The organism is Micromonospora sp. B9E7 (assembly GCF_039871815.1).
In the GTDB taxonomy this organism is placed as follows: domain Bacteria; phylum Actinomycetota; class Actinomycetes; order Mycobacteriales; family Micromonosporaceae; genus Micromonospora.
Window position 1 is genome coordinate 132525 of record NZ_JBDPLX010000012.1, and the last position, 19972, is coordinate 152496.

Consider the following 19972-nt stretch of genomic DNA (forward strand, 5'->3'; position numbering starts at 1 on the left):
CCTTCGCCGACAACATGCAACGCGACGGTGCCGCGCATGGTCTTCTGCTCAGGCGAAGTCGTCGTGCCCGTGCCGGCGTGCCCGGCGGATCTGCACGGCGACGACGGCAGCGGCAACGCCCAGCCAGGCGATCCCCACCACGGCCTCGACAACCACCTGTGAAAGCCAGGGGTCGCCGCGCAGCCAGGCGCGCACTGCGGCGAGCCCGTGCCGGCCAGGCAGGAACGCCCCGACGAAATCCAGCACCGGCACCCGCCCCGGCGGCAGGAACGCTCCGCTGCACAGCATCACCACATAGCCCATCAGGTTGCTGGCCAACGTCTCCGCCCGGCGGCCCACGGCGAAGGCGGCGGCGGCCAGGCCCGCCGCGGTCGCGGTGAAGGAGATCAGCAGGTAGACCATCGCCATCGGGGCCAGGCGCACCGCGAGGTCACCGAGCCCGGCGGCGGGAGCCACCACGACAGCGGCGACGAGAACCACGCCGAAGCCGACGAGCGGGTACGGCAACGAACGGGCGATGAAAAGGGCCGTCGGGTGCAACAGCCCGGTGCGCAGCCGCCAGAACGTGGCGGACTCCTTGTCTGCCACCGGAACCTGCGAGACGTAGAGGATGTTGGTCATCGCAAGTGCGAGCACCAGTCCGCCGACGTACGCGAACTCCTGGTGCTGGGCACCCGCGACGACGCCGCCGAGCAGGGTAAAGAACAGCGTCTGCAGCACCACGCGGGGCAGGATGCTGCCGCCCACCACGCTCGGCGGGTTCATAGCGAGGAATTCGCGCCAACCGAAGCGGACGGCCTCGCCCAGCCGCCACAGCAGCGGGATGTCGAAGAGGCTAGACGAGCTCAAGGGTTCCCCTCCGGCGACCGGCGTCGACGGCGGCGCGCAGGCACGCGACCCCTGCGATCAGGTAAGCCACGGTCAGTGCCACCGCGACAGTCAGCGGCGTCGCGCGTACCGCGCCGGAGCTGATGCCAACCACGAACTCGTGGACCCAGTGCAGGCTGAGCAGCGTCGGCACCCAGCGCAGCCACTCCGGCAGCGCCTCTGGCGGGATCAGCAGCCCGCCCAGGATGAAGACCGGATAGATTAGCGCGCCGGACCAGGCCAGTCCGTGTCGGGTGACCAGGAACAGGCAGGCAAGTAGCATGCCCAGCGCGGTGCCGGAGGCGACGACGACGAGCAGTGCAACGAGCAACCAAAGCGGATGCGGCACGGCGATGCGCAGTTCCAACAGCACGATTACGACGGCCGAACTGGCGAGGATCACCGCGGCGCTGTAGAGCGTCGCGCCTAGGCTCCGGCCGAACAGCACCAAACTCGGCGAAAATTGGCTGGTGACGCTGCGGGCCAGGGTGCCGTACGTGCGTTCGCGCCGCAGCACGCCACCGGCGGTCCATACGGTGGCGCTCCACATCGCGGTCAGCACCACGGCGGAGACGACGACACTCGTCTCATCGGATGTGAGGCGACGGGTCCCCGCCACGATGGCCAGCAGCGCGACCGGCTGCACGACGGAGACGACGACCACCATTGGTCGGGTGCGCATGCCCTGTTGCTCGGCGCGCAGGGCCGTCCAGACCACCCATGCGGCGGTGAGCACGCGCTCGTTCACTGCGCCCTCATCGGAGTGGGTTCGTCGGCCGCCAGGCGGTCCATGATCGTGGCGTAGACGTCCTCGAGGCGTACCGGCGCGACGTCCACCGCCAGCACATCGAGGCCGGTCAGCGCGGTGCCTAACTGATCGAAGGTCCCGCTGCCCCATTCCGGTACGCGAAGCCGAACGGTCCAGACTCCGTCCTTCTCCTCGATGTCGTCCTGCGCTGCCCCCGACGAGTCGAGGTGCCGCGGCACCGGACCGCGACCCCGCACCGTGACCGTGGCGGCGAACCCCGCCGAGCGGGCGAACTCACCCGCCGTGGTGTCCATCGTCACCGTTCCTCCGGACAGGATCAGCACCCGGTCCGCCAGCCGCTCGATGTCCAGCAGGTAGTGGCTGGTCAGCAGGATCGACACTCCGGTGCTGCGCAGCCGCGCGACGGTGGTGCGCAGTCGTTCGGCTTCGACCGGGTCGAGGCCGACGGTGGGCTCGTCCAGCAACAGCAGGCGCGGCTCCGCGACCAGGCCCAGCGCGATGTGCAGTCGCTGGCGCATGCCCTTCGAGTAGGTCTCCACCGGGCGGCGGGCGGCCTCGGCGAGCCCGACGTCGGTCAGGGCATCGTCCACTTTGCTGCGAATGGCCCGCTGTCCGATGCCGGCGAGCATCGCGAAGTAGCGCAGATTCTCCTGCCCGGACAGGGCACCGTAGAAGCCTCGGTCACCGCCGAACACCACGCCGGTCAGCCGCCGGACCGCGCGCAGGTCCCGTCGGACGTCGTGACCGAAGACCCAAGCGCTGCCCGTGCTGGGCTCCAGCAGGGTGGCCAGGATCTTGGTCAAGGTCGTCTTTCCAGCGCCATTGCTGCCCAGGATCCCCAGGATCTGCCCTTCGGCGACCTGGAAGGTGACGTCGTGCAACGCAATCACCTGGTCTCGGCCGCGGCCGAACACCCGCCCCACCCCGGCCACCTCGACCGCTGGTGCGCTCATTGCCCCTCCATCCCTCGCTTCATCGCGACCGTCACCTGCCCGGTGGTCAGCCGGGCCACGGGTAGGCGCGCAGGAGAGCACGAGACGTAGTCGGCCCCTAGCTCGACCAGAAGCCGGACGGCCGCTGGGTCGAGCGCGTGCTCCCCACAGATACCGACGCCAATGTCCGGCCTCACCCTATACGCGGCGGTGACCGCCTGCCGGACGAGCTCGCCGACCCCGTGGTCGTCCCAGTGGTCCGCCGGCGACTCGTCGATCAGTCCGAGATCCCGGTAGCGGGGGATCAGCTCCCGTTCGGCATCGTCCCGGCACAGCCCCCAGCCGAGCGCCGTCAGGTCGTTGCTGCCGATGGAGAGGAAGTCCGCCCGCCGCGCCAGGTCACCGGCGACGAGCGCGGCGCGCGGTGTCTCGATCATCGCACCGATCGGCATGGTTTCCGCTTTGGTCCCGCCGAACTGCTCGTACGCCTCGGCCAGCCGGTCGCGCACCAGGTCCAGTTCGGCCGGCACGGTCACCATCGGCACCAGCAGTTCGGGCTGCGGATCGCCGCCGTCCCGGCGCACCAGCCCGGTTGCCTCGACCAGCGCGGTCAGTTGCGCCTCCAGCAACCGCGGATTGAGGACACCCAACCTGATCCCCCGGACGCCGAGCATCGGGTTGGTCTCCTGCAGTCGCCGGGCGGTGGCGAGCGTCACCGGGTCGGGCCCGACCCCGCCGCCGACCCGCGCCTCGGCGGCGGCGATCTCGAGTCGGGCCAGGTCGGGGAGGAACTCGTGCCGGGGCGGGTCGAGCAGCCGAATCGCCACAGGCAACCCGTCCATGGCCCGCAGCATGGCGACGAAGTCATCCCGTAATACGTCCCGCAGGCGGTCGAGCGCCTCGGACGTCTCGGCGCTGCCGGTGCCGGTCAGCACCTTCGCCAGCAGTGACTGCCGTTCGCCGAGCAGCATGTGCTCGATCCGGCAGAGCCCGATGCCGGTGGCGCCCGCGCGCCGGCCGGCCTCGGCGTCGGCGGGCGAGTCGGCATTGACCCGTACGGCGAGGCCGGCGTGCCGGTCCGCGGCGGCCAGGATCGCGCGTACCGCAGGTGCCACCGGCTCGGTGCCGGCGCCACCGGTGCGGGTGGTCCGCGCGGTCGGCAGGCCGCCCCTGTAAACGGTGCCGACCGAGCCGTCCACGGTCACCCGGTCGCCCGGCCGTACCGGCTCCCCGCCGTCGGGACGCAGGCAGGGTTCGTCTAGGTCGACCCGAGCGTCGCGCAGCGCGGTCACGCAGACCCGGCCGAGCCCACGGGTGACCACGGCCGCGTGGGAGGTGCTGCCGCCCTGCTCTGTGACCACGGCGGCGGCGGCGAGTAGGCCGGGAAGGTCCTGCGGCTTGGTCACTGGAAGGATCAGCACGGGGTCGGCCCCGCCTTGCCGGGCCGCCACCGCGGCATCGGCGCTGAAGACGGCGACGCCGTCGGCCACACCGGGCGCCACGCCCTGGCCGTGGCAGAGCACCGGAAGGTTTGGCGCCCGGCCGGCCGGCGTCAGGGCCCGGGTCAGGTCCTCCGTGTGGATCAGGCCGAGAGCGTCCCGCTCGGTGAGCACACCGTCGTCCACGAGACGTGCCACGTGGGTGAGCAGCGCGGCGCCGTGGAGTACGGCTGGGGCTACGGCGGCGACCCTGAGCCGATGGGCCTGGACGATGAACTCAATGCATACCGGCTGGCCGGCATCGCGTTGGGCGGATTCCACCAGCGCGGCGATTTCCTCGCCCCACGGCTGGTCGGCGGCGATCGCGGCGAGATCCCTGCCGCCGCGCAGGAGCAGCTGGGCGCCCGTGACTCCGAACTGAAACTGACCCGAGAGTCCGGGCTGCCCGGTGATCGGATCACATGAATAGGCGAGACCAGTACCGGAATCGGTGATCAGCCTGCGTCTCCCGTCGTGGACGTGGAGACTCCGGCGAGCGGACACTCGCCGGATCCCCCGTGATCTGGTGCTGTGCCGTCAGCCTCGGACGGCGTCTACGTGGACGCCGAACAGGTACGTCCGGTCCTCCACCTTGATGGCCTCCTCGTTGCTGATCGGGGCGAAGTCGAGCTCCGCCAAGTCCTCCTGCATGTCCTTCGGAAGCGCGTTCTCGCGCGTGTCGCTCACCATATCGGCGACGATACATGCGTGCATGCGTTCCGGTGACCCCATGACAACCGTTCACCATGGTTCTCCGTGCGGCACCGACGCATTTATCGGACCGGTTCCGACGCCGGCAGCGAAGACGCTGGGCTGCGGCTTCAAGGGCTCCGAGTGCACGTCCGGCGGTTGCACCGATTCTTCGAAGCGGATTCCTCACATACTGAACAACTTCCTGATTACGGCGGCGTACCTCCGCGGGAGCGCCTCCAGCCCCAGCCGGCTCCGAAGCCCGCATCGCCGAGTGGAAGGCCACCGGCGAACGGCCGACGGTCGCCGTGTGGACGTCGGCGCAGCTCGCTAGCTTTCTGGACTACGTCCGCGACGACACCCTGTACCCGCCGTGAGCGCCAACAGCTTGCCTATCCGAGACACTCCCGAACACGGCCGAATAAGGGTCACCATGTTGCACCCGCCGCCTGCGACGCGGACAGTCTTCGGACACCTCGGGCACGTCGGGCACTGGTGGCGTGGGTGCTCAACTCCGTGGGGCAACACGAACCATTGCCCCACCACCGATGCTGATCGGCACGATATTGAAGCTCACCTAGCCGGCAGCAGGTAACCACCGCTCCATCAAAGCGGGGGGAACTCAACCAGGCGCGGAGTCAGGCGAACCGAGACGCCGGCGCCAGCACTGGGGAACATCTCCCGGATCCGGTTGAGGACCTCAAAGCAGCGTGTGCGTGGGACACGAAGACCTCCTGGTTGGCGGAGCAGCCGAGGGGCGCAGAGCGTTACGACCTCGGTATGGATCGGAAACAGTGCCCGGCAAACATCGGACGGGTGAGCGCATCGTCCATGATCGATACGCATTGTCCCTACTGCGCCATGCAGTGCGGGATATCCCTGACGATCGGCGACGGGCCGCCTCTGCTGGCACCCAACGACTTCCCGGTCAACAGGGGCGGCCTGTGCGCCAAGGGATGGACGGCTGCCGACCTTCTCGACCACAGTGACCGGCTGCTGAGCCCGCTCGTCCGTAAGGATCCCGCCGACCGCACCAGCCCGTTGCGACCGGCAAGCTGGGACGAGGCCCTCGACCGTATCGTCGACGCCATCCGCACCAGCCAACACCGGTATGGCCCCGACAGCGTCGGGGCCTTCGGTGGCGGCGGGCTGACCAACGAAAAGGCGTACGCGCTGGGCAAGTTCGTCCGGGTGGCGCTGCGGTCGGCGTCGATCGACTACAACGGCCGGTTCTGCATGTCGTCCGCGGCGACCGCTTCGAACCGCTCTCTCGGGATCGACCGTGGCCTGCCTTTCCCCCTGGCCGACATCGCCCAGGCGCAGGCCGTGCTGCTGGTGGGCGCAAATCCGGCTGACGCGCTGCCGCCGTCCATGCAGTACTTCGACGCCGGACGGGCCGCCGGCGCGCGGCACGTCGTCGTCGATCCCCGCCGTACGACCACCGTGGGGGGAGCTCATCTCCACCTGCAGCCACTGCCGGGCACGGACCTCGCACTGGCGAACGGGCTGCTGCACGTCGCGATCCGCGAGGGCCTGGTCGACGAGACGTACGTGCGCGACCGTACGAGCGGCTTCGACGCGGTCCGGGCCACCGTCGCGGCGTACTGGCCGGACCGGGTGGAGCGGATGACCGGCGTACCGGAACGGGACCTGCGGGAGACGGTACGGCTGCTGGCGACCGCGACGTCGGCGATGGTGCTCACCGCTCGCGGCGCCGAGCAGCACAGCAACGGCACGGACACCGCGCAGGCGTACCTCAATCTGGCCCTCGCCCTGGGCCTGCCCGGACGGCCCTTCTCCGGCTACGGCACGGTCACCGGGCAGGGCAACGGGCAGGGTGGCCGCGAGCACGGGCAGAAAGCCGATCAACTGCCCGGCTACCGGCGCCTGGACGACCCCGCGGCGCGCGCACACGTCGCGGCCGTCTGGGGCATCGACCCGGACGAGCTGCCCCGGCCGGGCCGGTCGGCCTGGGAGATGCTCGACCGACTCGGGACCGACGACGGAGTACGCGTGCTGCTCGTGTTCGCCAGCAACATCGCCGTGTCGGCCCCGCACACCAACCGGGTGATGGACCGGCTGCAGGCCCTGGACTTGCTGGTCGTCTCCGACATCTTCCTCTCCGAGACCGCAGCCGTGGCCGACGTGGTGCTGCCCACGGCTCAGTGGGCGGAGGAGGAGGGCACGATGACGAATCTGGAGGGGCGCGTCATCCGCCGTAAGCGGGCCCTGTCGCCGCCGCCGCAGGTCCGCACCGACCTGCGGATGCTCGCCGACCTCGCCGGTCGGCTCGGGCGCGGCCGCTACTTCGACGACGATCCGCGCCGCGTCTTCGACGAGTTGCGCCGGGCCAGCGCCGGCGGGACGGCCGACTACGCCGGAATCACGTACGAGCGCATCGAGGCGGAGCAGGGAGTCTTCTGGCCGTGCCCGAGCGAGGACCATCCCGGTACGCCGCGGCTGTTCACCGACCAGTTCCCGACCGCCGATGGGCGGGCGAAGTTCTTCCGGGTGGAGCACCGCGATCCGGCGGAACTGCCCGACGCCGACTATCCGTACGTGCTGACCACCGGCCGCAACATGCAGCAGTACCAGAGCGGCAACCAGACCCGCAGGGTCGGCGCCCTGACCATGGCGCTGCCGGACGCCCGGGCGGAGCTGCACCCGGACCTCGCCCTCCGGCACGGCATCGCCGACAACGACGTGGTGGAACTGCGCAGCCGACGCGGGCGGGCTCTCTTCCGGGCGCGCCTGACCAACGGCATCCGCCGCGACACCATCTTCGCACCGTTCCACTGGGCCGGCAGCTCCGCCGTGAACGCGCTGACCGACCCGGCGCTGGACCGCCATTCGCGGATGCCGGCCTTCAAGTCCTGCGCGGTGTCGATCGCCCGCGCGGGCGGCCCGGACGACACGGACCTGTTGACCACCCGACCGCCCAATCCAGCACCTCAATGAGCAAGGGAGCGTCGCTGTGCACACCACTCCCCGTTTCTTGCAAGGCGTCTACAGCTTTGAGGGCAAGGGCCTCGACCGGCCCGGCCTCGTCGACGGCACGCTCAGCTACGTGGTGCCGGGCGGCGTCGTTGCCCAGCCGGTCTACTTCCGGGGCGGCAATGCCAGTGATGAGCTGATCTGTGTCCTGCTCATGCGCGACGGCCAGCCGATGCGGTACTTCCCGATCGGCGCCAAGTCCGACGTCCACGTGCCGCTGCGGGTGGTCGAGGACCTCGACTCCGGCACCGGTATCGAGGTGCACGTGGCGGCGCCCGCCGGGGTGTCCGGCACCGTGATCGTCGACCTGGGGCTGGTCGAGGTCTGATGGAGGTCGTCGACCAGCGCCGGCGCCTCGTCGTGGTGGGCAACGGGATGGCCGGCGCCCGCACGGTCGAGGAGATCCTCGAACGCGGCGGGGGCGACCAGTTCGCCATCACGATGTTCGGCGAGGAGCCGTACGGCAACTACAACCGCATCCTGCTCTCCAACGTGCTCTCCGGGGTCGACGACGAGGCGGGCATCTTCCTCAACGACATGTCGTGGTACGCCGAGAACGGCATCACCCTGCACGCCGGCACCCGGGTCACCCGCATCGACCGCTTCGCGCGACGGATCTACGCGGACGACGGCACCGAGACGCCGTACGACAAGCTGATCATCGCCACCGGCAGCCGGGCGTTCGTCCCGCCGATTCCCGGCATCCACCGCCCGGGGCGCGGCTACCACCAGGGAGTGTTCGCATTTCGCACCATCGACGACACCCGCAACATGATCCGGTACGCCCGCGAGCATGAGCGCGCGGTGGTGATCGGCGGCGGCCTGCTCGGTCTGGAAGCCGCCCGCGGCCTGCAGAATCACCTGGCCCACGTGACCCTGGTGCACGCCGCCGACCATCTGATGAACGCTCAACTGGACGCTCAGGCGGGGGCGGTCCTGCGGCGCAGCATCGAGCGACTCGGCATCGAGGTCGTCCTCGGAGCGCACACCACCGAGGTGCTCGGCAAGCACGCCGTGACGGGAGTCAAGCTCAAGGACGGTCGGACCGTGGCCTGCGACGTCGTCGTCGTGGCCGCCGGCATCCGGGCGAACGCCGAGATGGCCGCGACCAGCGGGCTGCCGGTGGAGCGGGGCATCGTCGTCGACGACCAGATGCGCGTGCAGGACGAGGTCGACATCTACTCGGTCGGCGAGTGCGTCCAGCACCGCGGCGAGACGTACGGCCTGGTGGCTCCGCTGTGGGAGCAGGCGCGAGTGCTCGCCGACCACATCACCGGGACGAACCCGAACGCGGCGTACCACGGCTCTCGGCTGGCCACGAAGCTCAAGGTAGCGGGCGTGGACGTCGCTTCGATGGGCCTGAAGGAGGCGGAACGCGACGACGACGAGACCGTCGTCTTCGCCGAGCCGCGCAAGGGCGTCTACAAGAGCATCATCATCCGCGACGACCGGCTTGTCGGCGCGACCCTCCTCGGCGACGTGCAGAAGGTCGCGTTCCTCATGCAGGCCTTCGACCGTGGGCTTGCCCTGCCGAAGGAGCGGGTCGAGATGTTGTTCGACCTCGGCGCGCCGTCGGCCGACGTTAGTGCCGCGGAGCTCGGCGACGACGTGCAGGTGTGCAACTGCAACGGCGTCACCAAGCGTGCGCTGGTCGGCACCGTGCAGGGTGGCGTGAAGACGCTCACCGGCGTCATGGACGCCACCCGTGCCGGCAAGGGCTGCGGGTCGTGCAAGGGCCTGGTCGCCCAGATCGTCGAGTGGGCCGCTGACGGCAAGGTCGAGGACGACCCGGCCGCGAGCTGGTATGTCCCCGGTGTGCCGATGCCCAAGGCGGAGCTGATGGCGGTGATCCGCGAGCACGGCCTGAAGTCCGTCTCCGCAGTGTTCGCCACCCTCGTGCCCGGCGGCGAGGAGGACGCGAAGAGCAAGATGGGCCTGGCCTCGCTGCTGCGGATGATGTGGGGCGACGAGTACGTCGACGAACGCGACGCCCGCTTCATCAACGACCGGGTGCACGCCAACATCCAGCGCGACGGCACCTTCTCGGTCGTCCCCCAGATCAAGGGCGGCGTGACCACACCGGCGCAGCTCAAGCGGATCGCCGAAGTGGCCGAGAAGTACTCCGTACCACTGGTAAAGATCACCGGCGGCCAGCGCATCGATCTGCTCGGCATCCGCAAGGAAGACCTGCCGAGCGTGTGGGCGGACCTCGACATGCCGTCCGGGTACGCGTACGGCAAGAGCTTCCGGACGGTCAAGACCTGCGTCGGCTCCGACTTCTGCCGCTTTGGCGTCGGCGACTCCACCGCTCTCGGCATCGCGATCGAGGACCGGTTCAAGGCCATCGAGGGCCCCGGCAAGATGAAACTTGCCGTCACCGGCTGCCCCCGTAACTGCGCCGAGGCGTACGTGAAGGATCTTGGTGTGGTCGCCATCGACGGCGGCAGGTGGGAGATCTACGTCGGCGGGGCCGCCGGCGCCCACGTGCGCAAGGGGGACCTCCTCGCCGTCGTCGACTCGCCCGACGAGGTCATCACGCTGACCGGCCGGTTCCTGCAGTACTACCGGGAGAACGCGAACTGGTTGGTACGCACGTACGCGTGGGTGCCCCGCCTCGGCATCGACCACATCCGGGCGGTGGTCGTCGACGACAGCGACGGCATCGCGGCGCGGCTCGACGCGGCCATGGCTGCCTCCGTGGCCGCATACCGGGACCCGTGGCTGGAACGGCGCGACCCGGTCACTCCAGGGCAGTTCCGCACCTCCCTGCCGTTGGCGGTCCTGCCTCAGGTGCCGGTCCGCGAAGCCGTACCGGTCTCTGTCCCGGGGCCGGTGGTGCCGTCGATCGGCTCCGCCGTGCCGGAGGGCGGCTCGGCCGACAACGGGCACGGCGGCAACGGCCACAAGGGGCGCGGCGACAACGGGATCGGTGCCGGTCCGGCATCCGCAAGGCGGGCGTGATGGCCAGGCTCATCGCCGTGGAACACCAGCTCGGGCCGGTCGAGGAGATCCCCCTCGGGGAGGGACGTGCCTACGCCGTGGGCGACGACATGATCGCCATCTTCCGGCTGCGTGATGGCAGCCTGCGCGCGGTGTCGGCGGTCTGCCCACACGCCGGCGGGCCGCTCGCGGACGGCCTGGTGGATATGAGGGTCGTCGTCTGCCCCCTGCACCAGAACACCTTCGAGTTGGCGACCGGCTCTTCGACCACCGGACAGTCCCCACTCACCGTGTACCCCGTCCGTGCCGACGCCGACGGACGCCTGGTGGTGGGTCTGCCGCCGGCCTGAGGAACGAACCAATCAAGGTGTCAAGCGGACCGAGGACTCACCTGGGAGGAACCATGACCACGGTCGTGCCCGGCAGCATCGAGCAGGACCGGCGCAGCCTGACCCTTCGCGGACACTGGATCGACGACTGGCGGCCCGAGGACCCCATCTTCTGGGAACGCCGGGGATCCCGCATCGCCCGGCGCAACCTGATCTTCTCCATCTTCTCCGAACACATCGGCTTCTCCATCTGGACGATGTGGTCGGTACTGGTGCTGTTCCTCGGGCCGCAGTACGGCATCGATCCGGCCGGGAAATTCCTGCTCACCGCCGTGCCCGCACTGGTCGGGTCGGTACTGCGGATCCCGTACACCCTTGCCGTGGCGCGGTTCGGCGGCCGCAACTGGACGATCATCAGCGCGTCGCTGCTGCTGATCCCGAGCCTGCTCGGCGCCTTCCTGATCCAGCCCGGAGTCTCGTACTCGACGCTGGTGCTCATCGCCGCGCTGGCCGGCGTCGGCGGCGGGAACTTCGCCTCCTCGATGGCGAACATCAACGCGTACTACCCCGACCGGCTCAAGGGCTGGGCGCTCGGCATCAACGCCGGCGGCGGCAACCTCGGCGTCGCCGCGGTCCAGCTCGTCGGCCTGTTCGTGCTGGCAGTCCTGGGGACGGCCAGTCCCGGCATCGTCGCCGGCATCTACCTGCCGGCGATCGTGCTGGCCGCACTCGGTTCCGCGATGTTCATGGACAACCTCAGCCATGCCCGCAACGAGAAACGGGCCATGCGTGACGTCACCCGCGAACCGCACACCTGGATCATGTCCCTGCTCTACATCGGCACGTTCGGGTCGTTCATCGGCTTCGGGTTCGCCTTCGGCCAGGTGCTTCAGGTGCAGTTCGCCGACACCTTCAACACCCCGGTGAAGGCCGCGTACCTGACGTTCCTCGGACCGCTGCTCGGCTCGCTCATCCGTCCCGTGGGCGGTGTCCTGGCCGACCGGCTCGGCGGGGCCCGGGTCACCTTCGTGAACTTCGTGGCGATGGCGGCCGGCGCGTCGATCGTCCTGCTCGCCTCCCAGCAGCGTTCGCTGCCGTTGTACCTGGTCGGCTTCATCGCGCTGTTCGTGTTCAGCGGCATCGGCAACGGCTCGACGTACAAGATGATCCCGGCGATCTTCCGGGCCAAGTGCGGTGTGCAGTTGACCGCCGACGGCGCGGCCGACCCGCACGACCGGGCGGCGGAGCACGAGGCCCGGCGCCTCTCCGGCGCGCTCATCGGCGTCGCCGGTGCCATCGGCGCGTTCGGCGGAGTCCTCGTCAACCTTGCCTTCCGGCAGTCGTTCCTGGCCTACAAGACCGCGGACGCGGCCTACATCGCCTTCATCGCCTTCTACGCGATCTGCTTCGTCATCACCTGGTTCGTGTACATGCGCCCGTCGCCCGGGAGACTTGAGGGGGTCTGACAGCCGGCAGCCGGGGCATTGGCAGCGGCCGGCGCGGCCGAGGCAGCGACCTCGCTACGGCTTGAGCGACGTTGTCGGGAAACGCGGTGGACGGGGAAGTTTCGCCTCGCCCACCGCGTGTCGCGATTGTTCAGTGCGCTGACGTGGCCGCCGACTCCGAAGGGCTGGCCCCGGCCGGCGTTGCCGACGGGTCGGAGCGGGTGGCGTCGCGACGGCCCGGCCACCAGGCGTGGCCGAGGAGCGCGGTGACCCCGGGGACGAGGATGGCTGTCGAGCCGTACGCGAGCGGCGCCCAGACGACCGCGGCCACCGTGACAGTCACAGCCCGAACGTCAAGGCCGAGTACCTCGGCTTCGACTACCTGAAGGCGTCGGTGGGTACGGCAGAGTTCGGGGTGCCCTCCGGCCCGGCCGCCGTCAAGGTCCAGGCGAAAGCCGCACCGGCATCGGTTGTCGCCGGGGGGCACGTTCAGATTGAACGTGCCTGTTGGGCCGGCGGGCGGGCGGAAGCACCACGCTCCGACCCGACCGGCGAGGTCACCGTCACCTTCGGCGGCACCGTGCAAGTCCTGCCGCTGGCGGCCGGTAAGGCCGTCGTCGAACTGCAGACCGCCAATCTGCGGCCCGGGGCCTACCGGGTCCACCTTGCCTACTCTGGCAACCCGACCTACCAGCCCCACGCCGCCAACTACCAGAAGCTGACGGTACGGAAGCCGCATCGGCGCCCCTAGGCGTGCTGGGATGCGCCACAGTAGGAGCGGGCGAGATCTGTTGATCTCGCCCGCTCGCTGCTGCACGGCCCGGCAACCGGACTATGGAGTGATCATGCCCTTCTCGACGGCCAGGTTGTAGTTCTCGCCGAAAACGTTCAGTTCGTGGACCCCGACCTTGACGGTCTCGGTCGTACCCAGGACCTTCAGCCTGACTGCGTTCGTCAGCACCCGGTCGAAGGTGACGTAGTCAGCCGTGTACGCGGTGGAGTTCGTACTCCTATCGACCAGGGGCCGCCACGTGTTGGTGGGGATGTCCTTGTACTCCAGCGTGTACTGCACCGCGTTGTCCTTGGTAAACGTGCGTCCGAGTTCCTTCCACTGGATCTGCGCAGCGGAGATGTGGAAAATGGTCCCGAAGCCCCTGATATACGTGGGCACGGTATCGCTGTCAGCCGGCTCCCACCAAGTGGATAGGGAGCGGTCCCCTCCGTAGTACGGGTTGCGCCCGGGCGCATAGCTGCTTGCCCAGTACGCCTGGCTGTTGGTGGCCACATTGTAGAGCCCGGTGTCGTCCCTGCCCGAGATCTTCTTCCCCGGGGCCAGTTGCGGCGTGTTGGACAACTCGCAATCGATTGCTCCCCGTTTCGGACCGGCGGGAATCACGTTGCAGATGTCCATCCCCAGTCGCCGCTCGAAGAACTCCTCGTACGCGATGACATAGGTGTAGAAGAACACCAGGTTGCCGTACCTGTCGAGTACGAAACTGCCGTGCCCAGCGTTCGGATATATCGCACTCGGATGGTTGTTTCCGTAGCCGATCGGGTTCTGCTGAGTAACTTTGAACCCGGACAGCGGTTTATTCGACGTCATCACGCCGGTCGCGTACGTGGTGAACTCCGTGCCACCGGACGCGACCGATAGGTAATACGTGTCCCTCACCTTGAACAGCTGCGAACCCTCCACGTACCCATGTGTGTAGGTCGCCTTGTTGTCCCCGATGTGCTGCCACTCCTGGCGCGGGTCAAAGGTCCAGAGCACGACCGGGTCGCTGATGAGCTGCCGAGGGTTGTTCGGGTCGAGTTCGGCGCCCATGATCGGCGAGCCGATGTTGTACGTCAAGTACAGCCGGCCGTCCGTGTCCGGGAAGAACTGCACGTCGCCAACGCTCAGGGTCTGGCCGGTCGGGCGCAGGAAACTTCCCATGCTGGTCCACGGCCCGGTGGGCGAGTTTGCTTGATAGACCGGCGTGTTGTTGCCGGCCATGTAGAACTTGTCGCCGAGCTGCACGACGGTTGGTGCGACCAGGCCCAGGTTCATCTGATGGGGCGTCCACGTTAGGTAGTCGGTGGTGGACCAGACAGTGCGGTTGTTGTTCGGTGCGTTCTGCATGGCACCCGATGCATAGAGATAGATGGTCCCGTCGACGTTCAGCGCGGACCAGTCCGCCCCGGTCCGTGCAGAGTTCTCGGAAATCCTGGTGAACCCGGCGGTGGATCGGCCCGCGAGGGTCCGCCCGGACGCTGCCGTCCACGTCTCCAAGTTCAAGCTGGCCGGGATTTGCGAGGTGTCTGCGACATTCTCGTCCGTAGGCGGCATCGTCCCTACGATGTTGCGCACGGCCATCCCGGGCAAATTGATCGGGTTCACGTACGTCTGAGCCATGTCGACGCCGGCCAGTGGCACCTTGGCGGACGGGGTTCGAGGTCCGACGCCGGGTGCCACCGGCGGCACGGGCTTCTCCGCCGAGGCCGGCACGATCGGTGTCAGCTGACCCACGCCCACTCCTACCGCGAGAGCAAGGCCAATAGCCGCCAACCCTCGACGTCGATTGCCGGAAGTCCTCTCGATAACCATTAGGTCCCACCTTCCGTCTGGGCGTGCTTAGCGCTAACAACGGGCAGAAGTGTGCGATCTTACGGATAGCCGACTGACATGGTTGATTGCTGGATGTGAGGTATCCTTCGACGGTGATCACGAAGGGTGGGAGAAAGCTTTTCCGCTCGACCAGTTGGGCTTCCAGCGCACACGCCCATCGACTCGGTCTCGTCCAGCGCGGATCAGCGACCGGCGACTGTTAGCGCTAACAACGTTTCGGTGATGTTAACGGTGCTATCTGGAGCGTGTCAAGAGCATCAATGCGATGCGACTAACGACCTCGTGCACGGTTGTCGGGAGGGCCAGTCACCTCATCGGCGGTGGATGCCCTCGACGCCCGGCTCCACGGCCACCCAAAACTGCACCCTCAGGGTCACAGTCGAGCTCCGCAGCGCTCAGGATGTCCGCCAGCGCGTCCAGGTCGGCTGGAGTCTGCTGTCACACCTCGATTACCCGGCCACCGTACCGAATGGCCACGACTTTGCTCTTGGCCTGAGGCACCTCCCGAGCGGGACCAAGTCACCTTCCTGAGACCCCGGCATCCGGTCGGCCGATCACCGCCGCCGATCAGCCCCGGCACACTCGCGTAGGTGAAGCCCTTGAGCCCGCGCAGACGCTCGCACTCACCGCCGCCGCAGTCATCAGCATGATCATCTGCGGGGCAAACATCGGCGACGACAAGCCGGCCGCCCAGAGTCAGCCCTCAACTGTCCGCGTCGGCTCAGGTGCAGCGCATCACCGCCACGAACGCCGGCACCAACGACCCCGTGCCGATGCCGCGACCCACCGCCGTCGCTGTCGCGCCCACCAGCACGGCGTCGGCCCGGAAACCGGCACCCCAGCCGTCGCGCACCAGCAGTCCACCCAAAACGCCGTACTACAAAAAAGGTCGTTCAGGGCACCCCGCTGCTCCCAGCCTGCTCCCCTAACCGGGCTCGCACCGGGCCGCCGGCGGATCGTGAGCTGCCGGCCCAGTGCTTAGATGGCGCCAACGCTTACATCCGTAGCCGCATCAATCGATCGGTGGACACTGGCGGGATCGCCCCGCCCTGTCCGCGGCATCAGCGTGCACGAGTCGCACTGGCCGCCGTTCCTGCCGAAGCATCTTCCGTTAAAGCCCTTCGGCGAGCCTTCCCGTCCGAGACGCCGGTTTGCCGCAGCCGGTGAAGTCAGCCAGGAACCGAGCCCGCCGCAGTCGCAGCCGCAGCCTTGGATTTGCGGCGGTGGAGCGTGAGAGTCATGACCAGCACGACCAGCGCTCCGACGATCAGCCCGAGGATCGCACTGGCCACCGTGTTGACGAGCCAGCCGACGAGCCCGCCGAGAACACCCGTGGCGTCGTGGGCGGCGGCCTCCACGTGGTGCACGGCCTCGTACAGGAAGTGCAGGTTCAGCTCGTTCGTGCCTAGCAGCAGGATGTGCCCGCCCACCCACAGCATCGCCGCGGTGCCGACTACCGTCAGCACGCTGAGGACAACCGGCATCGCCCTCACCAGACCCCGGCCGAACGTGGCGACGGCGCCGGAACGTTGCGACAGGCGCAGCCCGGCGTCGTCCATCTTCACGATCAGGGCCACCACGCCGTACACCAGGACGGTTATGACGACGGCGACGACAGCCAGGATCGCCAGGCGGGACCAGAACGCCTCATCGATCACCTCGTTAAGAGTGATGACCATGATCTCTGCCGAGAGGATCAGGTCGGTTCGTACCGCCCCGGACACCAGTGTCGTCTCGTCCTGCACCGTTTCCTCGCCCGCGCCGTGGGCATCGTGATGGGCGAACTTGGCCCACACCTTTTCCGCGCCTTCGTAACAGAGGTAGGCGCCGCCGAGCATGAGGATCGGAGTGAGCAGCCAGGGCACGAACTGACTGAGCAGCAGCACCGCCGGCAGGATGATGAAGAACTTGTTGCGCAGCGACCCCAGGGCAATGCGCTTGATAATCGGCAATTCGCGCTCGGCCGCCAGGCTCCGCACGTACTGCGGCGTGACGGCAGCGTCGTCGACGACGACGCCCGCAGCCTTGGCGCCGGCCTTCGCGGCGCCCGCCCCGATGTCATCGATCGACGCGGCAGCGGCGCGAGCCAGCGCCGCCACGTCATCCAGCAGGGCTACGAGTCCACTGGCCAAGGGAGGGTCCTTCCAGGGTTGCGCAGAGTTCGAACTGGCCCATTCTCGCTCAGGTCCCTGTGCGCGGCATGCCACCGCCCGGTCGCATCTGGGGCGGGAAGCCGGGCGAGAGCTCGAGGTGACCGGCTATCGCGCTCAGCCGACGACCCACCACCACCGCGCCCGGCCCGCGCCAGCCATTGCGGAACGACACGCCTGACCACTTCGACCTCTACCGGGAGGTCACGCCGCAAGGCTCGACCTCCATCACCGCAGGTCAAAGCCCCTCATCTCCGTCCGGCATCTGTGAGTACTTCGGGCGCGGAGACCTCTTCGCCAACCTGCACCCAGTCTGCTCCCAGCTGCGAGGCTGGGCCAACCAACGACTCCTTACCGCCTTGACCTGCGCACACTCCCCCGCCAGGCGACATAGAGAGTTGTCGACTGCTGCGCAGAACTGCGGAGCACTCCGCAGTACAACAGGACGCCGGACCGACTCTGACCTGCGGCAACGTGGAGCCGCAGGCAGGGGTGGGTGCAGTTGAGCGCCGTTCGTCGCCGTTGGACGCGGTTCAAGGCCGTTCGGCACACCCTGCTGCTCCCAACCTGCCCCCCTAAACCGGGCTCGCACCGGGCCGCCGACCGATCGTGAGCTGCCGGCCCAGTACCTTGGTTGGCACCAGCGCTGCATCGGTCGATCGGGGAGCAGACTCACGGGCCTTGTCAGCGGCAGATGCACGCACCGTCTCGACAGCCCCGGGCGTCGTTGTCGCTCACAGCAGCCGAGCCCTAGCCGGGTAGCCGAGGGCCGAGCACCTTCTCAAGGGCAAAGATCGCCCAGGTCCTACGGCACTGGGGGTATCGCGTCCGCGTCGCGTCGGGCTCCACGGATGTTGGCTATCTCGACGGCCCCGCGTGAGCTGACTGGCACGAACCCACCGCCCAACGGCTGTCACACTCGGATGGCGCCAGATGAGCGCATGCGGGACCACTCGTGCGCGCCCCTTCGGGTGGCCGAGCCGGCCGGGTCGACGCGTGGCTCGCCGCGAACACCCTGCAACCACGATTGGCGAGGAGAAGACCATCGACAACTCCGACATCATTGGCTGGCGCGACCGGAAGCGTCGACGTCTCCGCGGCCCGGCGATCCAGCCCGATGATGCTAACTAGGACGAACTGCAACGTGGCGACCCGATGCGGGACTGCCTGATCATCGCCACCATCAGCCGCTCGCACCTGCCGCCGCTTCGCGGTGGGGCAGCCCGCGTAGACGTCCGGGAACTACGTGCCAGGCAGCTTCTTCCGTCTATTCGCCCGCGGTGACCTGGCCGCACAGTTGAGGCGTTCCGGACGGAACATCCGGACGGACGAAGCCGAGGGATCTGGTGATCAAAATGAAGAAGAATGCGCTTTTCGCAAGCACGCTGGCCGCCATGATCGTGATTCTCTTCCCGGCCGCCGCGAATGCCGACGCCCCGACGGACCCCGCCGCTCCCCCTGTCACTGTCGTGGACAGCAGCAACTCGACGGCCTGGGACTGAACGCAGCGATCAAGACTCGCCCTGCCGGCCTTGGCGGTCCGCAGTCGTGGGGATTCACCCGCCGGAGAACGCCAATGGAAGGCAGTTGACCGATGACTGAAGCAGTACCGGTCACCCCCATCGCGGGATTGATCGTCGTCGGACCACGTTCAGAACACCCTCAACTGCACGATCTGCTGACCGAGCGCACCGCGCTCTGGCGGCGGGCGCAGATCCCGACCGGTTCGGTGAGCGGCAAGCCTTGGACCGCCGGATCGGTCGAGGCCGCGGTGCGCGACGCCGTCCTATCTGTGGACTGGGCCGACGACAGCACCGCGGCTGTCGTGGACCCGGAGCATCGGGTCACGACACTCCTCGTACTGCCTGGTGAGGGCCGGACCCGCTGGACCGGAATTCGGAGCTTGACGGATCTCGAATCGATGCCGACGACTACCCACGTGCCAGGTGACGCCCTCGCGATATTGGCACCGTGGGCGGGACTGCTTGCTCCCGAACCGCTCGCGGCACACGATTCGACGCGAATCTCCGCGGCTGCGGTGCGGACGTCCGACCCCGCGCAGCCACACTGGGGGCTGGGCTGGGCGACTCGAACGGACCTGGCGCTGCGGCACGCGGTCCTGGACAGTCTGCGGTCGATGTCGTCGGACGCGGTCCCGACATCTGGCCGCGAGGTAGTCGGCGCCTCGGGCTCGACGGAGTGGACGTGGCTTCTCGACGGCTCGCTCAACCTCCTGAGCGCGTACAGCCGGGATGCCCAGCGGCACTCCCTGCCGGACACCGGCTTCGACGTCATCACCCGCTACGTTCCGCAGTTCAGCGGGCCGCTGCGGCTCGCCGCAGTCGTACGTCGGTCGTCCAGTGCCGTCGTGGCTGCAGCCTGGGGCCGGCAGAGCGAGGAGGCGATCGACTACGCCCTCACTACGGCCCGGACCCGAGACCTGCTGCTCCCCATGACTTCCCCAGCAGCCGTCCCGAGCCCGCCGGAGACCGCTCCCCTGATCAGCGCCCTGTCCCCGGGCGACGTCCAACGCCTGCTACACGACATCCACGCCACCGTCTTCGGCACCTCCGGCCAGCGGGTCCTCGGGATCCGGGTCGCCGCCGACGCGCTACTCGGTCCGCAGGACCTGGCCTGGGGGCCGGTCTGGCTCGGCTGAGCCAGTCACCAGTGATGTCAGTGGAGTGACAGCGAGACGTAGGTCGATCGGTTATCGGCACCCGATGGAATGGTCTTAGTCACCACGGCGGGCCGAACCGGAGACGGGCAG

17 protein-coding genes are annotated in these 19972 nt (G+C 68.5%); 9 read left to right on the forward strand and 8 right to left on the reverse strand.

What is annotated here, in order from left to right; genetic code table 11:
* Positions 1-48: 48 nt before the first annotated feature.
* Genes ABGB10_RS20435 through ABGB10_RS20450 form a run of 4 tightly spaced genes read right to left on the reverse strand, consistent with a single transcriptional unit; the run spans position 49 to position 4205 of the window.
* Complete coding sequence (locus ABGB10_RS20435; protein ID WP_347662454.1) at positions 49-849, reverse strand: ABC transporter permease; 801 nt, start codon at positions 847-849, stop codon at positions 49-51.
* Entirely contained in the window at positions 836-1615 is a 780-nt protein-coding gene (locus tag ABGB10_RS20440; RefSeq protein ID WP_347662455.1) for an ABC transporter permease, read from the reverse strand. Before ABGB10_RS20440 ends, ABGB10_RS20435 begins: the two co-directional genes overlap by 14 nt.
* A complete protein-coding gene (locus tag ABGB10_RS20445; RefSeq protein ID WP_347662456.1) occupies positions 1612-2589 on the reverse strand; it encodes an ABC transporter ATP-binding protein in 978 nt (325 codons plus the stop codon). The genes ABGB10_RS20440 and ABGB10_RS20445 overlap by 4 nt, the downstream gene beginning before the upstream one ends.
* Positions 2586-4205 carry a putative PEP-binding protein gene (locus ABGB10_RS20450; protein ID WP_347662458.1) on the reverse strand — a complete coding sequence of 540 codons (1620 nt, stop codon included), beginning with the start codon at positions 4203-4205 and terminating at the stop codon, positions 2586-2588. The genes ABGB10_RS20445 and ABGB10_RS20450 overlap by 4 nt, the downstream gene beginning before the upstream one ends.
* Here ABGB10_RS20450 and ABGB10_RS20455 point away from each other — a divergent pair, their 5' ends adjacent.
* The gene (locus tag ABGB10_RS20455) at positions 4206-4472 is read left to right on the forward strand and encodes a hypothetical protein (RefSeq protein ID WP_347662459.1); all 267 of its coding nucleotides are present in this window, start codon (positions 4206-4208) and stop codon (positions 4470-4472) included.
* Between the two features lie 111 nt (positions 4473-4583).
* On the opposite strand, the gene ABGB10_RS20460 is transcribed toward ABGB10_RS20455, so the two are convergent.
* Positions 4584-4736, reverse strand: coding sequence for a hypothetical protein (locus tag ABGB10_RS20460; protein WP_347662460.1), 153 nt, complete (start codon positions 4734-4736; stop codon positions 4584-4586).
* Between the two features lie 831 nt (positions 4737-5567).
* Here ABGB10_RS20460 and ABGB10_RS20465 point away from each other — a divergent pair.
* From ABGB10_RS20465 to ABGB10_RS20490, 6 genes are all read left to right on the forward strand, one after another.
* On the forward strand, positions 5568-7694 hold the full coding sequence (locus tag ABGB10_RS20465) for a molybdopterin oxidoreductase family protein (protein ID WP_347662461.1): 2127 nt from the start codon (positions 5568-5570) through the stop codon (positions 7692-7694).
* Between the two features lie 16 nt (positions 7695-7710).
* On the forward strand, positions 7711-8058 hold the full coding sequence (locus ABGB10_RS20470) for a molybdopterin oxidoreductase (RefSeq protein ID WP_196924121.1): 348 nt from the start codon (positions 7711-7713) through the stop codon (positions 8056-8058).
* A complete protein-coding gene (gene nirB, locus ABGB10_RS20475) occupies positions 8058-10691 on the forward strand; it encodes a nitrite reductase large subunit NirB (RefSeq protein ID WP_347662463.1) in 2634 nt (877 codons plus the stop codon). The genes ABGB10_RS20470 and nirB overlap by 1 nt, the downstream gene beginning before the upstream one ends.
* Entirely contained in the window at positions 10691-11020 is a 330-nt protein-coding gene (locus tag ABGB10_RS20480; RefSeq protein WP_347662464.1) for a Rieske (2Fe-2S) protein, read from the forward strand. Before nirB ends, ABGB10_RS20480 begins: the two co-directional genes overlap by 1 nt.
* Positions 11021-11073: 53 nt before the next feature.
* Positions 11074-12465: a nitrate/nitrite transporter gene (locus ABGB10_RS20485; RefSeq protein WP_347662465.1), complete on the forward strand. Its 1392-nt coding sequence runs from the start codon at positions 11074-11076 to the stop codon at positions 12463-12465.
* 229 nt (positions 12466-12694) lie between these two features.
* On the forward strand, positions 12695-13195 hold the full coding sequence (locus ABGB10_RS20490; protein ID WP_347662466.1) for an Ig-like domain-containing protein: 501 nt from the start codon (positions 12695-12697) through the stop codon (positions 13193-13195).
* 81 nt (positions 13196-13276) lie between these two features.
* Here the strand turns inward: ABGB10_RS20490 and ABGB10_RS20495 are convergent, their stop codons facing one another.
* The 3 genes from ABGB10_RS20495 to ABGB10_RS20505 form a co-directional block, all read right to left on the reverse strand.
* The gene (locus ABGB10_RS20495) at positions 13277-14953 is read right to left on the reverse strand and encodes a family 43 glycosylhydrolase (protein WP_347662467.1); all 1677 of its coding nucleotides are present in this window, start codon (positions 14951-14953) and stop codon (positions 13277-13279) included.
* A gap of 820 nt (positions 14954-15773) precedes the next feature.
* On the reverse strand, positions 15774-15920 hold the full coding sequence (locus ABGB10_RS20500; RefSeq protein WP_347662468.1) for a hypothetical protein: 147 nt from the start codon (positions 15918-15920) through the stop codon (positions 15774-15776).
* Between the two features lie 301 nt (positions 15921-16221).
* Positions 16222-17184: a DUF808 domain-containing protein gene (locus ABGB10_RS20505; RefSeq protein WP_347662469.1), complete on the reverse strand. Its 963-nt coding sequence runs from the start codon at positions 17182-17184 to the stop codon at positions 16222-16224.
* Positions 17185-18557: 1373 nt separating this feature from the next.
* Here ABGB10_RS20505 and ABGB10_RS20510 point away from each other — a divergent pair.
* Together ABGB10_RS20510 and ABGB10_RS20515 are read left to right on the forward strand one after the other, a co-directional pair.
* Positions 18558-18704: a hypothetical protein gene (locus ABGB10_RS20510; protein WP_347662470.1), complete on the forward strand. Its 147-nt coding sequence runs from the start codon at positions 18558-18560 to the stop codon at positions 18702-18704.
* Positions 18705-18796: 92 nt separating this feature from the next.
* Complete coding sequence (locus tag ABGB10_RS20515) at positions 18797-19861, forward strand: hypothetical protein (protein ID WP_347662471.1); 1065 nt, start codon at positions 18797-18799, stop codon at positions 19859-19861.
* The last annotated feature ends 111 nt before the right edge of the window (positions 19862-19972 follow it).

Excerpts from the sequence above, each read along its gene's own strand:
- ABGB10_RS20445 (WP_347662456.1), bottom strand. The coding sequence starts at position 2,589 with ATGAGCGCACCAGCGGTCGAGGTGGCCGGGGTGGGGCGGGTGTTCGGC.
- ABGB10_RS20460 (WP_347662460.1), bottom strand. The coding sequence starts at position 4,736 with ATGGTGAGCGACACGCGCGAGAACGCGCTTCCGAAGGACATGCAGGAG.
- ABGB10_RS20465 (WP_347662461.1), top strand. The coding sequence starts at position 5,568 with ATGATCGATACGCATTGTCCCTACTGCGCCATGCAGTGCGGGATATCC.
- nirB (WP_347662463.1), top strand. The coding sequence starts at position 8,058 with ATGGAGGTCGTCGACCAGCGCCGGCGCCTCGTCGTGGTGGGCAACGGG.
- ABGB10_RS20480 (WP_347662464.1), top strand. The coding sequence starts at position 10,691 with ATGGCCAGGCTCATCGCCGTGGAACACCAGCTCGGGCCGGTCGAGGAG.
- ABGB10_RS20485 (WP_347662465.1), top strand. The coding sequence starts at position 11,074 with ATGACCACGGTCGTGCCCGGCAGCATCGAGCAGGACCGGCGCAGCCTG.
- ABGB10_RS20510 (WP_347662470.1), top strand. The coding sequence starts at position 18,558 with ATGAAGAAGAATGCGCTTTTCGCAAGCACGCTGGCCGCCATGATCGTG.
- ABGB10_RS20515 (WP_347662471.1), top strand. The coding sequence starts at position 18,797 with ATGACTGAAGCAGTACCGGTCACCCCCATCGCGGGATTGATCGTCGTC.